Origin of the sequence: Pseudoxanthomonas helianthi (genome assembly GCF_017939625.1) — a bacterium.
In the GTDB taxonomy this organism is placed as follows: Bacteria; Pseudomonadota; Gammaproteobacteria; order Xanthomonadales; family Xanthomonadaceae; genus Pseudoxanthomonas_A; species Pseudoxanthomonas_A helianthi.
The window spans coordinates 1-14,002 of sequence record NZ_JAGKTC010000003.1 but is presented as its reverse complement, the minus strand read 5'-3'; the positions used below and the strand labels follow the sequence as shown (position 1 = coordinate 14,002).

The following is a 14,002-nucleotide window of genomic DNA, read 5'->3' as shown; positions in this document are numbered from 1 at the left end:
TTGCAATTATACGGAATGGCCGCAGATTGGACGGCCACCGGACATGCCCGCACAATCCGCCTCATGGATGACGATACCGACCAGATGACGCCCGCCACGGCCGCTTTCAAGCCCGTTGCCCGCCGCGGAGGCCGCGCATGAGCTACCGCGAGGGCCGCTTCTGGCAACCGGACGTGACCGTGGCCACGGTGGTCGCGCGCGACGGCAAGCTGCTGATGGTCGAGGAATTCGCCAGCCAGCGCCTGGTCCTGAACCAGCCCGCCGGGCACCTGGAGCCGGACGAAAGCCTGTTCGAAGCCGCGTTGCGCGAGACCCGCGAGGAAACCGGCTGGGACGTGAACCTGACCGGGTTCATCGGCGCCTATCAGTGGAAAGCGCAAGAAAGCGGGCGCCATTACCTGCGTTTCGCCTTCGCCGCCGAGCCGTTGCGCCACGATGCCGACCGCAAGCTGGACGACGGCATCCAGCGGGCGCTGTGGCTGACCCCGGCCGAACTGCAACAGGAAAGCCATCGCCACCGCAGTCCGCTGGTCTGGCGGACGGTGGCCGATTTCCTCGCCGGCCGGCGCAATCCGCTGTCGCTGTTGCAACAGCTGGCATGAGTATGCGGCGGGTCATCGTCGGCGTCCCCCTCCCATCCTCCCCCGCAAGCAGGGGAGGTGAGTTCGTGCCATGCAGTAATCGCGTCGGCAGCAACCAGGGGCACGTCGCCTCATGAGCGCCCGGATTGTCGTGGGCATGTCTGGCGGCGTGGATTCCTCCGTCGCCGCGTTGAAGCTGGTCGAAGCCGGCGAATCGGTCGCGGGCCTGTTCATGCAGAACTGGGCCGACGACGGCAGCGGCGAGTGCCGTGCCGAGGAAGACCGCAGGGACGCAGTGGCGGTGTGCGGCAGGCTCGGCATCCCGTTCCACTTCCGCGATTTCTCGTCCGAATACTGGGCGGGCGTGTTCGAGCATTTCCTCGCCGAGTACGCGGCCGGGCGCACGCCGAACCCCGACGTGCTGTGCAACCGCGAGGTCAAGTTCAAGCATTTCCTCGACGCGGCGCGCGAGCTCGGCGCGGAAAAGATTGCCACCGGCCACTATGCGCAGGTCGCCGAAAGCGGCGGTCGCTGGCTGCTGCTGCGCGGCGCCGACCGCGGCAAGGACCAGAGCTATTTCCTGCACCAGCTGGGCCAGGCGCAGCTGTCGGCGACCCTGTTCCCGATCGGCGGCATGCAGAAATCCGACCTGCGGCGCGTGGCGAAGGACGCCGGCCTGCCGGTGCACGACAAGAAGGATTCCACCGGCATCTGCTTCATCGGCGAACGCGACTTCCGCGAGTTCCTCGGCCAGTACCTGCCGGCCAAGCAAGGCGAAATGCGCGACCCGCAAGGCCAGGTGATCGGCACGCATCCGGGCGTGTTCTTCTTCACCCTGGGCCAGCGCGAGGGTCTGAACATCGGCGGCGTGCGCGGCCGCGCCGCGGCGCCGTGGTACGTGGTCGGCAAGGATGTGGCCAACAACGTGCTGTACGTCGACCAGGACACCAACGGACCTTGGCTGCAATCGATGCAGTTGTGGTCGGAAACCGCGCACTGGATTGCCGGAGCGCCGCCGGCGCGGCAGTTCGAATGCACCGCGCAGACCCGCTACCGCCAACCCGACGAAGCCTGCAACGTGACCGTCAACGACGACGGCACCCTTTCCGTGCGCTTCGCCCGGGCGCAACGCGCGGTGACGCCCGGACAATCGCTGGTGCTGTACGACGGTGAGGTCTGCCTGGGCGGCGCCGTGATCGAACGCACCGATGCTCCACTCGAACAGAAATTGACCCACCGCGCCGCATGAATCCTTCGTTTCCAGACCGAGTGCTGGCCCTGGCCGGCCTCGTCCAGTCGCTGGCGCAGGTGCGCCGCATCGCCGAGCACGGCCAATCCGATCCTTCCGCGGCGAAGACCGTGCTGGACAGCGTGTTCCGCATCGATGCGCCCAGCACCGAGGCCGTGTACGGCCGCAGCGGCGCGCTGGCTCCCGGTCTGCGAGTGCTGCGCGAATACTTCGACAAACAAACCCGGGACGACGCACTGTTGCGCCTGGCCCTGTCCGTGCTGCAGCTGGAACGGCGCTTTGCCAGCCAACCCGACATGGTCAGGGCGGTCGGCGACGGCATCGCCCGCATCGCACCGCGCGCCGAAGCCGACAGCGCGCATCCCGACGTGCTCAACGCGCTCGGTGGCCTGTACGCCGAAACCCTTAGCCAGCTAAGGCCGAAGGTGATGGTGCAAGGCAATCCGCATTACCTCGCGCAACCGGCCGTGGTCGCCGAAATCCGTGCCTTGCTGCTGGCCGCGGTGCGCTCCGCGGTGCTGTGGCGGCAGCTCGGCGGCAGCTACTGGGACTTCATGCTTTCGCGCCGGGCGATGCGCGAAGCGGTCGAAGGCCGGCTGCGCGGTTGACCTGCTTTCGTAGAGTCGAGCTTGCTCGACTGCTTTTCGAACGGGCCGCGGCAAAGGCAGGGGCAGTCGAGCAAGCTCGACTCTACGAAAGCCGGATTCCTACCACCGATTCGGAACTTTCCGATGACGCACTTGGAATCGGACACTCAAAATCGGGGGCATGCCCAGTCCCCGCCTTCTGATCGGCCGCCACTCCCAGCCTTTGGCCTGGTACGCCATTACCGCCGTATCGCACGGGCGGGAATCGTTTTTCTCCAATCCTGCGATCGCAGAAGTCGTTCGCGGCGAAATCGAAGCCCTGGAAGCGGAAGGATTCATCCGTTCGGAAGCCTGGGCATTGATGCCGGACCACCTGCACTGGCTATTCCAACTGCTAGACGGCCCCATCGGAACAGCAATGCAAAGATTCAAGTCGCGCAGCGCTCGCGCTATCAGATTGCTGACAGGCGGCGCTGGACCGCTCTGGCAAAGAGGTTACTACGAACACCGATTGCGTTCCGACGAAGACCTGATTGCCCAAGCCAGATATATCATCGCCAACCCGGTGCGAGCCGGAATGGTGAAACGTATCGAGGACCATCCGTATTGGTGGGCCCGCTCGATCACCTGCTCCGCCGATCTGTTGTAGAGTCGAGCTTGCTCGACTGCTTTTCAGCCAGCGGGCAAAGAATCAAGAGCAGTCGAGCAAGCTCGACTCTACAAAAGCAAAAAAGCCCGGCAATGCCGGGCTTTTTCGTTGCAACTTGCAGGACTGCGGATCAGGCCGCGACCTTGTCCGCCACTTCCTTGTAGTCCTCGATCTGGTCGAAGTTCATGTAGCGGTAGATCTTGTCGCCGTTCGCGTTGATCACGCCGATGTCGGCCATGTACTCCTCCTTGGTCGGGATGCGGCCCAGGCGCGAGCAGATCGCCGCCAGCTCCGCCGAGCCGAGGTACACGTTGGAGTTGCGGCCCAGCCGGTTGGGGAAGTTGCGCGTGCTGGTCGACATGACGGTGGCGCCCTCGCGCACCTGCGCCTGGTTGCCCATGCACAGCGAGCAACCGGGCATTTCCATGCGCGCGCCTGCGGTGCCGAAGGTGCCGTAGTGGCCTTCCTTGGTCAGTTCGGACGCGTCCATCTTGGTCGGCGGCGCGACCCACAGGCGGGTCGGGATGTCGCGCTTGCCTTCCAGCAGCTTGGCCGCGGCGCGGAAGTGGCCGATGTTGGTCATGCACGAACCGATGAACACTTCGTCGATCTTGGCGCCGGCCACTTCGGACAGGGTCTTCACGTCGTCCGGGTCGTTCGGACAGGCCACGATCGGTTCGTGCACGTCGGCCAGGTCGATCTCGATGACCGCGGCGTATTCGGCGTCGGCATCCGGTTCCAGCAATTGCGGGTCGGCCAGCCACGCTTCCATCTTCTGGATGCGGCGCGCCAGCGAACGCGCATCGGCGTAGCCCTCGGCGATCATCCACTTCAACAGGGTGATGTTGCTGTTGAGGTATTCGATGATCGGCTCCTTGTTCAGGCGCACGGTGCAACCGGCGGCGGAACGTTCGGCCGAGGCATCGGACAGCTCGAACGCCTGTTCCACCTTCAGGTCCGGCAGGCCCTCGATCTCCAGGATGCGCCCGGAGAAGATGTTCTTCTTGCCCTGCTTGGCCACGGTCAGCAGACCCTGCTTGATCGCGTACAGCGGAATCGCGTTGACCAGGTCGCGCAGGGTCACGCCCGGCTGCATCTGGCCCTTGAAGCGCACCAGCACGCTTTCCGGCATATCCAGCGGCATCACGCCGGTGGCGGCGGCGAACGCGACCAGGCCCGAGCCGGCCGGGAACGAGATGCCCACCGGGAAGCGCGTGTGCGAGTCGCCGCCGGTGCCGACGGTATCGGGCAGCAGCATGCGGTTGAGCCACGAGTGGATCACGCCGTCGCCGGGGCGCAGGGAAATGCCGCCGCGGGTGGAAATGAACTCCGGAAGCGTATGGTGGGTCTTCACGTCGACCGGCTTCGGATAGGCCGCGGTGTGGCAGAACGACTGCATCACCAGATCGGCGCTGAAGCCGAGGCAGGCCAGGTCCTTCAGTTCGTCTCGGGTCATCGGGCCGGTGGTGTCCTGCGACCCGACCGAGGTCATCTTCGGCTCGCAATAGGTGCCTGGGCGCATGCCCTTGCCTTCCGCCAGGCCGCAGGCGCGGCCGACCATCTTCTGCGCAAGCGAGAAACCCTTGCCGGTGTCGGCCGGCTGCACCGGCAGGCGGAACAGATCGGTGGCCGGCAGGCCCAGCGATTCGCGCGCCTTGGCGGTCAGGCCGCGGCCGATGATCAGCGGGATGCGGCCGCCGGCGCGGACTTCGTCCAGCAGCACATCGGATTTCAGCGCGAACTCGGCGATCACTTCGCCGTTCTTCAGCGCCTTGCCGTCGTACACGCGCAGCTCGACCACGTCGCCGTGGTCCATCTTCGACACGTCGAGTTCGATCGGCAGCGAGCCGGCGTCTTCCATGGTGTTGTAGAAGATCGGCGCGATCTTCGAACCCAGGGTCACGCCGCCGAAGCGCTTGTTGGGGATGAACGGGATGTCCTCGCCGGTCCACCACAGCACGGAGTTGGTCGCCGACTTGCGCGAGGAACCGGTGCCGACCACGTCGCCGACGTAGGCGACGATGTGGCCCTTGTCCTTGAGCTTGAGGATCTCCTGGATCGGGCCGCGCTTGCCGTCTTCTTCCGGCACGAACGGCGCGTCGGGACGCTTGTTCTTCAGCATCGCCAGCGCGTGCATCGGGATGTCGGGGCGGGTGGTCGCGTCGGGCGCCGGCGACAGGTCGTCGGTGTTGGTCTCGCCCGGCACCTTGAACACGGTGACGGTCAGCGAAGCCGGTACTTCCGGCTTGCTGGTGAACCATTCGGCTTCGGCCCAGCTCTTCAGCACGGCCTGCGCATTGGCGTTGCCTGCCTTGGCCTTCTCTTCGACGTCGTGGAACGCGTCGAACACCAGCAGGGTGTGCTTCAGCCCGTTCGCGGCGATGGCGCCGACGGTCGCGTCGTCCAGCAGTTCGATCAGCGGATGCACGTTGTAGCCGCCGAGCATGGTGCCGAGCAGCTCGGTGGCTTTCTCGCGCGAAAGCAGCGGGGTCTTCTCGGTGCCGAAGGCGACCGCGGCGAGATACGAGGCCTTGACCTTGGCCGCGTCGTCGACGCCGGCCGGGACGCGGTGGCTGATCAGGTCGACCAGGAAGGCCTCCTCGCCGGCCGGCGGATTCTTCAGCAGTTCGATCACGTCGGCGGTCTGCTGCGCGGTCAGCGGCAACGGCGGAATGCCGAGGGCGGCGCGCTCGGCGACGTGCTGGCGATAGGCTTGCAACATGGTGGCTCCGGTCGTTCTATGGATGGGAATGCGGTTATTCGGTGGCGGGCACGATCAACTTCAGGCCCTTGAAGTAGTCGCGGTGGAAGGCGGTGTCGAAGGTGACCAGGCCGTCGCACTGCATTAGTGCGTGTGCGCCGACCAGGAAATCGGCGATGGGCCGCGCCGGACCGCCGCGCTGGCGATGCCGGCGCTGCATTTCGCCGGCGCGCAACGCCGACTTGGCTTCGATCGCGCTGAAATGCACGCCCATTTCCTCGAGCGCGGCCAGCGCGTCGGCGCCGTTGCGCAGGGCGGAGCACAATTCGGCCAGGGTTGCATCGCATAGCACCACGCGTCCGCTGCCCAGGCACTGGCGCAGGCAGGCTTCCACCGCATCGGCGCGCGGGCCATCGGTCAGCAACTCGACAAGGACGGGGGCTTCGACGGCGATCATTTGCCCTTGCCGGCCTCGCTCGCGTCGAGGGCGAACTTGCCGCGCACGCGGGAGATGGCGTCGTCGACGTTCTTGCGCAGGACGATGCGGCTGCCGTCCAGCTCGACTTTCAGCACGCTGCCCTTGGTCAGGCCCAGCGCATCGCGCACGGCCTTCGGCAGGGTGATCTGGCCACGTTCGGCGACGGTCGCTTCCATCTCTGCATGCCCTTTTGGGTATGCAGAGATGATACATACTTTTCCGGGCATACTCAATCCGGCCGCTGCCCGTGGCGAGACAATGGGCGCGCCGCCACCAAGGTCGCAGACGCATGTCACGGGCACTGGCGGATAATGAAACTGCCTTCCCCCAGCCAAGGAGCTTCCGATGAACGATTCCTTCGCCACCCGCAGCCGACTGGAGGTCGGCGGCAAGGCCTATGCCTACTTCAGCCTGCCCAAGCTGGGCCAGAAGTTCGACATCTCCCGCCTGCCCTATTCGATGAAGATCCTGCTGGAGAACCTGCTCCGGAACGAGGACGGCGGCCAGACCGTCGGCCCGGAGCACATCGAGGCGGTCGCCCGGTGGGATGCGAAGAAGGAGCCGGACACCGAAATCGCCTTCATGCCCGCCCGCGTGGTGCTGCAGGACTTCACTGGCGTGCCCTGCGTGGTCGACCTGGCGGCGATGCGCGACGCGGTGGTCAAGCTGGGCGGCGATGCCGAGGTGATCAACCCCCTGATTCCGTCTGAGCTGGTCATCGACCACTCGGTGCAGGTCGACGTGTTCGGCCGGCCGGACGCGCTGGACCTCAACGGCAAGATCGAATTCGAACGCAACCGGGAACGTTACGCCTTCCTGCGCTGGGGCCAGAAGGCGTTCGGCAACTTCAAGGTGGTGCCGCCGAACACCGGCATCGTCCACCAGGTCAACCTGGAAAACCTGGCCCGCGTGGTCATGGCCGTGGAGAAGGACGGCGAAACCCTCGCCTACCCCGACACGGTGTTCGGCACCGACTCGCACACCACGATGATCAACGGCATCGGCGTGCTCGGCTGGGGCGTCGGCGGCATCGAAGCGGAAGCGGCGATGCTCGGCCAGCCTTCGTCGATGCTGATTCCGCAGGTGGTCGGCTTCAGGCTGACCGGCAAGCTGCCCGAGGGCAGCACCGCCACCGACCTGGTGCTGACCGTCACCCAGATGCTGCGCAAGCACGGCGTGGTCGGCAAGTTCGTCGAGTTCTACGGCGACGGCCTGCAACACCTGCCGCTGGCCGACCGCGCGACCATCGGCAACATGGCTCCGGAATACGGCGCCACCTGCGGCATCTTCCCGATCGATGCGGAGGCGTTGAATTACCTGCGCCTGTCCGGCCGCAGCGACGCGCAGATCGCCCTGGTCGAGGCCTACGCCAAGGCGCAGGGCCTGTGGCATACGCCGGATTCGCCGCACGCCGAATACAGCAGCGTGCTGGAACTGGACATGGCCACGGTGAAGCCGTCGCTGGCCGGCCCCAAGCGTCCGCAGGACCGTGTCCTGCTCGAAGACGTGCATGCCAATTTCCGCGACAACCTCGGCCCGCTGGTCGCCAACCGCAAGCCCAAGGGCGTCGGCTGCGCGATCGAGGAGCTCAACGGCGAAGGCGGCGACCAGCCGCAGGCCGAACACCTGGCCGCGAACCCGATCTCCAGGATCCGCATCAACGAGCAGGACGCCGAACTGTCCGACGGTTCGGTGGTCATCGCCGCCATCACCTCCTGCACCAACACATCCAACCCGGCGGTGATGCTCGGCGCCGGCCTGCTGGCGCGCAACGCGGTCGCTCGTGGACTGAAGGCCGCGCCGTGGGTGAAGACTTCGCTCGGCCCGGGCTCGCGCGTGGTCACCGACTACCTGAAGAAGGCCGACGTGCTGGACGATCTGGAGAAGCTCGGCTTCTACGTCGTCGGCTATGGCTGCACCACCTGCATCGGCAACTCCGGCCCGCTGCCGGACGAAGTGTCGAAGGGCATCGCCGAGAACGAACTGGTGGTCGCCTCGGTGCTGTCGGGCAACCGCAACTTCGAAGGCCGCGTGCATCCGGAAGTGAAGGCCAACTACCTGGCCTCGCCGCCGCTGGTGGTGGCCTACGCCATCGCCGGCACGGTCAACATCGACCTGACCCGCGACCCGATCGGACACGATACCGCCGGCCAGCCGGTGTACCTGCGCGACATCTGGCCGTCGAACAAGGACATCGGCGACATCATCGCCGCGACGGTCGGGCCGGAGCTGTTCGCGCAGAACTACGCCGACGTCTTCAAGGGCGACACGCGCTGGAACACCATCGCCTCGCCCGACGGCGAACGCTACGCGTGGGACGGAACCTCGACCTACATCAAGAACCCGCCGTACTTCGACGGCATGACCATGACCATCGGCAGCATCGCCGACATCCACGGCGCGCGCGTGCTGGGCCTGTTCGGCGACTCGATCACCACCGACCACATCTCCCCGGCGGGCAACATCAAGAAGGATTCCCCGGCGGGCCGCTTCCTGGTCGCGCGCGGCGTGCAGCCGGCCGACTTCAACAGCTACGGCAGCCGCCGCGGCAACGATGACGTGATGGTGCGCGGCACCTTCGCCAACATCCGCATCAAGAACCTGATGTTCGGCGGCGAGGAAGGCGGCAACACGCTGTATTTCGGCGCGCAGCCGCCCGAGAAGATGTCGATCTACGACGCTGCGATGAAGTACAAGGCCGGCGGCGTGCCACTGGTGGTCGTCGCCGGCAAGGAATACGGCACCGGCTCGTCGCGCGACTGGGCGGCCAAGGGCACGATGCTGCTGGGGGTGAAGGCGGTGATCGCCGAAAGCTTCGAGCGCATCCATCGCGCCAACCTGGTCGGCATGGGCGTATTGCCGTTGCAGTTCCTCGATGGACAGAACGCGGCTTCGCTGGGCCTGGACGGCTCGGAGGTCTTCGACATCACCGGACTGGACGACGGCGCCTCGAAGGTCGCCACGGTCAGCGCGCGTCGCGCCGATGGCCGCGAAGTGCGGTTCAGCGCGAAGGTGTTGCTGCTGACGCCGAAGGAAGTCGAATACTTCCGCCACGGCGGCCTGCTGCATTACGTGCTGCGCCAGCTGGCCGCGAGGAAGGCCGCCTGATTCCCTGTCGATGGGAGCGGGCCCTGCCCGCTCCCATCGAGTCGCATTTGTCGCCGTCAGAATCCGTAACGCAACTTCGCCGACCACTGCCGGTCGTCGAAGAACGAACCGAAGCGCTGGTCGCAGCCCAGCGACAACATCGCGTGGCGCGACAATGCGGCATCGATTCCCAGGCCGAGCAGGCCGGAGGAACGCGAGAAGCCTTCGCCGTACAGCGGCGACCACGAATCCGCACCGACGAAGCTCGCCTGCGCCAGCAAGCCGTTTTCGGACAACGTGCGTTGCCATTCCGCATAGCCGCGCAGGGTCCACCCCATGCCGGAGCCGGTCGTCCACGCGCGTTCGGCACGCAGGCCGGCGACCGCCAGCGTGCGCTCGGCGATGCTGTCGTGGGTCTTCAGGCCGAAGCCGGCGGCGCCGTTTTCGATGAAACCATCGCGATCCAGGCGCGCGTAATCGACACCGGCGTAAGGCACCCACGACTTGTCCGCGCCGCCGAAGCGATAACCGGCCTCGAGGTTCGCCGTGGTGAAGTTGCCGGCATAGTCGGTCGCGACCCTGTCGGCGCGGTCGCCCAGCAGCAACGTGCGACGCAGTTGCCGCTCGTATCGCCCCGCCCCGAACTGCCCCAACGCGTACACCCTGCCGCGCGCGGTACCCACATAGAACCGGGCCTGGGTTTGCCGCTCGCGGCTGCGGTCGTAGCCGAGGAAACCATCGGTATCGGTCTCGCCGAAGGCGAAGCCTGCCACCGTATTCGCGCCCAGTTGCTGATCGCTGCCCATCAGCCAGCCGTCGTTCTGGAATTGCCCCAGCGCCGAACCACCTTGTCCTGGCTGCCCGAGCGGGCGGTACCAGTTGCCTCGCGGCGTCGATTGCCCAGCGAGTTCGCCGAAGCGGGCCGACAGGGCGCGGCGGTTGGCTTCGAGATTATCGAGGCCCGCTGCGTCGGCCACGGCATGCGATTCGCCGGAGAGACTACGCAACGAGGCTAGCGCCTGTTGCGCACTGCCAGCAGACTGGAACCTGCCCGCGCTGTCTAGAAAACCGTCTGAGATGACGCCTCCACTTCCACCCAGTTGTGAGTCAACGGTTTTGAACGCAGCTTCGACGCGTTTTGCCGAAGTGATATCGGCCGAGGTTGCATGCGGCAACGATGCCGCCGCTACTGCCACGTCGAGGCGTGTCACATTCAGATGCACCGAATACGCAGGGTAAACACTGTTGCTGTCATCACTGTACCTGAGCGTTGCATCGACGAACAATCCAGGAGCCGCATCCACACCGGAGAACGCGCCGGTTAGGCTGCCCTGGATAACTCGCATGACCGTCTGCTCCATCGGAGCACCGTAATAGCGGGTCGGTGCGGTGCCCATCACTCGCACCGTGCCTCCGTCGATGATGGCATTGCCATGAATTTCCAACCAGGTGCCGCCTAGCATCACGCCGAGATGACCGCTGGCGGTCTGATGGTAATTGCCGTTGATGTCCATCGTGACGCTCTCGTAATCCGGCAGGATGGTGCCGGAATTCTGGACATTGGCATTGAGGCTGGCATATCCGGCCAGGAGAGCGCCATCGGCGATGTTTATGCTGGCCTTCCCGGCCGGAGCGCCGGAATACAGATGCGAGCCACTGACGCGCAAAGTGCCTGCCTCGACACGAGTGCCCCCCGCGTACGAGTACTGGGGGGCGGTCAATTCCAAGGTGCCGTTGCCGCGCTTGATCAGCCCCCCGTCGCCGGAAATGCTGTTGCTCCATGTCGAAGTGACGCCATCGAAATCTGCGATGAAATCGCCCCAATCGAACCTTGCCGGCCCTTTGAGCGCCCTGGCAACATTCAGCCGCCCATAACCAAAAACCGGGTCGACACCGAGCACCCCCAGGTCATCCGCCGTCCCCAGCAACACCTGCCTAATCTGTCCGTTGGTCAAGTACGGGAACTGCTGCCATACCAGTGCCGCCGCGCCCGATACCTGGGGCGCAGCCAACGAAGTGCCAGTCCAGGACCAGTAGGTCGGGTTGCCCGGAGTATCGTTAGTTCCTGTCACCGCCACGGAGCCCGAAGCGGCCAGACAATAGTGCATTGCGATGCCACAGGCGTTGGCATAGCTGGCGAGTAGATTGTGATCGACCACGTCCAGTGCGGTCACTGCAAGCCAACCTTTTTCAAGATACGCCGCCGTCAGTACACCATTTGGTCCCTGCTGACTTGGCAACGCTGCCATGTCGTGCGGATTACTGCGGCCTTCGTTGCCGGTGGCGAACACGACCAGCCCGCCGTTTTCGTTGACGAAGCGCGAATACTCCTGCGCAATCAGCGTCGTGCTTTGCGGGTTCCTCCAGTAAAGGCCGCCCCACGAGTTGTTCATGATTTTCGCGCCATGCGCGATGAGATCGTCATGGACCGGCTGAAGTCCGAGACCCATCGGCTGCTCTGCGGTATCGACTGGATTGCCTTCGCCCGAACCATCGTCTTCAGGGCTCTTGTCCCAGATGATGCGCGCCGAGACGATCCCCGCATCCGGGGCGATGCCACCGGGCCATTGACCAAACGCCTTGCCGGCAATGACTTGCGCGACCGCCGTGCCATGGCCGACAACGTCGTCCACTGTCAGGTTGTTCGGCGGCGACGGAACATAGGTCAGATTGGTAACCCGGCCCTGCAAAGCAGGATGGTCGTGGTTTACGCCCGAATCGACCACCCCCACCACGACACCGCTCCCCGTGATGCCGTTAGCATGCGCGGCGTCAGTTTGCGTCCAGAACAGGTGATCGTTGATATACGGTCTGGCCGCATCGCCCGTGCGTTCAGGTGCCCGGTACGGGTTCGGCGAAACGGGGGGCGGTGACGTAGGCGGAGGCGACGACGGTGGCGGCGGGCTCCTTACCGCCCCACCCCCGCCTCCGCCCCCACACGCAGCCAATGCGAGCACCAGCGCCGAAACCGCAATCCATTTGCCAATAACCATCGGGCCAAATCCTATGTGCATGCTCTCCCCACGTGCGCATTCAAGGAAACATCGCAATCCACCGCTGCCGGGAATGCGGAGCCGGACCCCACCGTTTCCCCCAAACCGATCCGCTGCGCGATAATGCGCGCCAATCTCAGGCCAGTTCAACAGGAGCATGCCCCCATGTCCGACGTCGTCATCGTCGCTGCCAAGCGCACGCCAATCGGTTCCTTCCTCGGCCAGTTCACCGGCGTGCCCACCCCGACCCTCGGCGCGACCGCGATCCGCGCGGCACTGGAACAGTCGGGCGTCTCCGGCGCCGATGTCTCGGAAGTGATCATGGGCTGCGTGCTGCCGGCCGGCCTGGGCCAAGCGCCCGCGCGCCAGGCTTCGCGCGCGGCGGGCATCCCCGACGCCGCCGGTTGCACCACCATCAACAAGGTCTGCGGTTCGGGCATGAAGGCGATCATGTTCGGCCACGACCTGATCAAGGCCGGCTCGGCCAGCGTCGTCGTCGCCGGCGGCATGGAATCGATGACCAACGCGCCGCACCTGATCCCGAATTCGCGCACCGGCAACCGTTACGGCAACTTCCAGGCCATCGACCACATGGCGTGGGACGGCCTGACCAACCCCTACGACGGCCAAGCCATGGGCGTATTCGCCGAGGCCACCGTGGCCAAGTTCGGCTTCACCCGCGAAGACCAGGACGCGTTCGCCGTGGAATCGGTCAAGCGCGCCCAGGCCGCTCAGCAATCGGGCGGTTTCGAAGGCGAAATCGTCCCGGTGACCGTGGCCACCCGCAAGGGCGACGTGGAATTCGCCAGCGACGAACAGCCGGGCAAGTCGGACATCTCGAAGATCCCGACGCTGAAGCCCGCGTTCAAGAAGGATGGCACGGTCACCGCCGCCAGCTCGTCGAGCATCTCCGATGGTGCCGCCGCCACCGTACTGCTGAGCGCCGAAGAAGCGGCGAAGCGCGGACTGAAGCCGCTGGCGAAGATCGTCGGCCATGCCACCTTTTCGCACCAGCCCGAATGGTTCACCACCGCGCCGGTCGCCGCGATCGACAAGCTGTTGAAGCAGGTCGGCTGGAAGGTCGAGGACGTCGACCTGTTCGAGATCAACGAAGCGTTCGCCGTGGTCGCGATGGCGCCGATCAAGGAATTGGGCATTCCCCACGCCAAGGTCAACGTCAACGGCGGCGCCTGCGCACTGGGCCATCCGATCGGCGCCTCGGGCGCCCGCTTGGTGGTGACCCTGATCAATGCCCTGCGCAAGCGCGGCCTCAAGAAGGGCGTGGCTTCGCTGTGCATCGGCGGCGGCGAGGCCACGGCGATTGCGGTCGAACTGGTTTGATCTCCGACCCGGCTTCCTGAACGGCTTCTGAGTTTTCCGTTTTATTCACAAATATGAATACGGAATCGCTTGACAGTCGAAACCGGGTCGTCATCATTATTCGCGGCGCGCAATAGCGCGTTGCCACTTAACGACGAGGAACTGCAAAAATGACCATGAACAAGGCACTGATCGCGCTGGCCCTGGCCGCTGCCCTGGCTGCGTGCTCGAAGCCGGCCGAAGAAGCCGCTCCGGCTGCCGACGCCGCTGCTCCGGCTGCTGAAGCCGCTGCCCCGGCCGCCGACGCCCAGGCTGCCGCCGACGCCGCCGCTGCCGCCGCCGACGCCGCTGCTCCGG

11 protein-coding genes are annotated in these 14,002 nt (G+C 65.5%); 7 read left to right on the top strand and 4 right to left on the bottom strand.

Features of this window, described 5'->3' with window-relative positions; genetic code table 11:
* The first annotated feature begins 137 nt into the window (after positions 1-137).
* The 4 genes from J5837_RS12140 (at position 138) to J5837_RS12125 (ending at position 3,066) form a co-directional block, all read left to right on the top strand.
* A complete protein-coding gene (locus tag J5837_RS12140; protein ID WP_210537040.1) occupies positions 138-602 on the top strand; it encodes an NUDIX hydrolase in 465 nt (154 codons plus the stop codon).
* 112 nt (positions 603-714) lie between these two features.
* Positions 715-1,830: a tRNA 2-thiouridine(34) synthase MnmA gene (mnmA, locus tag J5837_RS12135; protein ID WP_210537039.1), complete on the top strand. Its 1,116-nt coding sequence runs from the start codon at positions 715-717 to the stop codon at positions 1,828-1,830.
* A complete protein-coding gene (gene hflD / locus J5837_RS12130; RefSeq protein WP_210537038.1) occupies positions 1,827-2,438 on the top strand; it encodes a high frequency lysogenization protein HflD in 612 nt (203 codons plus the stop codon). Before mnmA ends, hflD begins: the two co-directional genes overlap by 4 nt.
* 160 nt (positions 2,439-2,598) lie before the next feature.
* Positions 2,599-3,066, top strand: a complete 468-nt coding sequence (locus J5837_RS12125; protein ID WP_210537037.1) for an REP-associated tyrosine transposase — start codon at positions 2,599-2,601, stop codon at positions 3,064-3,066.
* A gap of 130 nt (positions 3,067-3,196) precedes the next feature.
* On the opposite strand, the gene acnB is transcribed toward J5837_RS12125, so the two are convergent.
* The 3 genes from acnB to J5837_RS12110 are packed head-to-tail and all read right to left on the bottom strand — an operon-like array spanning position 3,197 to position 6,421.
* Positions 3,197-5,788: a bifunctional aconitate hydratase 2/2-methylisocitrate dehydratase gene (acnB, locus tag J5837_RS12120; RefSeq protein ID WP_210537036.1), complete on the bottom strand. Its 2,592-nt coding sequence runs from the start codon at positions 5,786-5,788 to the stop codon at positions 3,197-3,199.
* 34 nt (positions 5,789-5,822) lie between these two features.
* Positions 5,823-6,224: a type II toxin-antitoxin system VapC family toxin gene (locus J5837_RS12115; RefSeq protein WP_210537035.1), complete on the bottom strand. Its 402-nt coding sequence runs from the start codon at positions 6,222-6,224 to the stop codon at positions 5,823-5,825.
* Positions 6,221-6,421: an AbrB/MazE/SpoVT family DNA-binding domain-containing protein gene (locus J5837_RS12110; protein WP_210537034.1), complete on the bottom strand. Its 201-nt coding sequence runs from the start codon at positions 6,419-6,421 to the stop codon at positions 6,221-6,223. The genes J5837_RS12115 and J5837_RS12110 overlap by 4 nt, the downstream gene beginning before the upstream one ends.
* Positions 6,422-6,590: 169 nt before the next feature.
* On the opposite strand from J5837_RS12110, the gene acnA reads away from it, so the two are divergent.
* Positions 6,591-9,353: an aconitate hydratase AcnA gene (gene acnA / locus J5837_RS12105; RefSeq protein ID WP_210537033.1), complete on the top strand. Its 2,763-nt coding sequence runs from the start codon at positions 6,591-6,593 to the stop codon at positions 9,351-9,353.
* Positions 9,354-9,409: 56 nt separating this feature from the next.
* On the opposite strand, the gene J5837_RS12100 is transcribed toward acnA, so the two are convergent.
* On the bottom strand, positions 9,410-12,067 hold the full coding sequence (locus J5837_RS12100; RefSeq protein WP_342345542.1) for a S8 family serine peptidase: 2,658 nt from the start codon (positions 12,065-12,067) through the stop codon (positions 9,410-9,412).
* 423 nt (positions 12,068-12,490) lie between these two features.
* Between J5837_RS12100 and J5837_RS12095 the strand changes: the two genes are divergently transcribed.
* Entirely contained in the window at positions 12,491-13,666 is a 1,176-nt protein-coding gene (locus J5837_RS12095; protein WP_210537031.1) for a thiolase family protein, read from the top strand.
* A 149-nt stretch (positions 13,667-13,815) separates the two neighbouring features.
* Positions 13,816-14,002: hypothetical protein (locus J5837_RS12090; RefSeq protein ID WP_210537030.1), on the top strand; the 187-nt coding region annotated here is incomplete at its 3' end.

Bases quoted from the DNA above. Each gene is read 5' to 3' on its own strand.
- hflD (WP_210537038.1), top strand. From the start codon at position 1,827: ATGAATCCTTCGTTTCCAGACCGAGTGCTGGCCCTGGCCGGCCTCGTC.
- J5837_RS12110 (WP_210537034.1), bottom strand. From the start codon at position 6,421: ATGGAAGCGACCGTCGCCGAACGTGGCCAGATCACCCTGCCGAAGGCC.
- J5837_RS12095 (WP_210537031.1), top strand. From the start codon at position 12,491: ATGTCCGACGTCGTCATCGTCGCTGCCAAGCGCACGCCAATCGGTTCC.
- J5837_RS12125 (WP_210537037.1), top strand. From the start codon at position 2,599: ATGCCCAGTCCCCGCCTTCTGATCGGCCGCCACTCCCAGCCTTTGGCC.
- acnA (WP_210537033.1), top strand. From the start codon at position 6,591: ATGAACGATTCCTTCGCCACCCGCAGCCGACTGGAGGTCGGCGGCAAG.
- J5837_RS12115 (WP_210537035.1), bottom strand. From the start codon at position 6,224: ATGATCGCCGTCGAAGCCCCCGTCCTTGTCGAGTTGCTGACCGATGGC.
- J5837_RS12140 (WP_210537040.1), top strand. From the start codon at position 138: ATGAGCTACCGCGAGGGCCGCTTCTGGCAACCGGACGTGACCGTGGCC.
- acnB (WP_210537036.1), bottom strand. From the start codon at position 5,788: ATGTTGCAAGCCTATCGCCAGCACGTCGCCGAGCGCGCCGCCCTCGGC.
- mnmA (WP_210537039.1), top strand. From the start codon at position 715: ATGAGCGCCCGGATTGTCGTGGGCATGTCTGGCGGCGTGGATTCCTCC.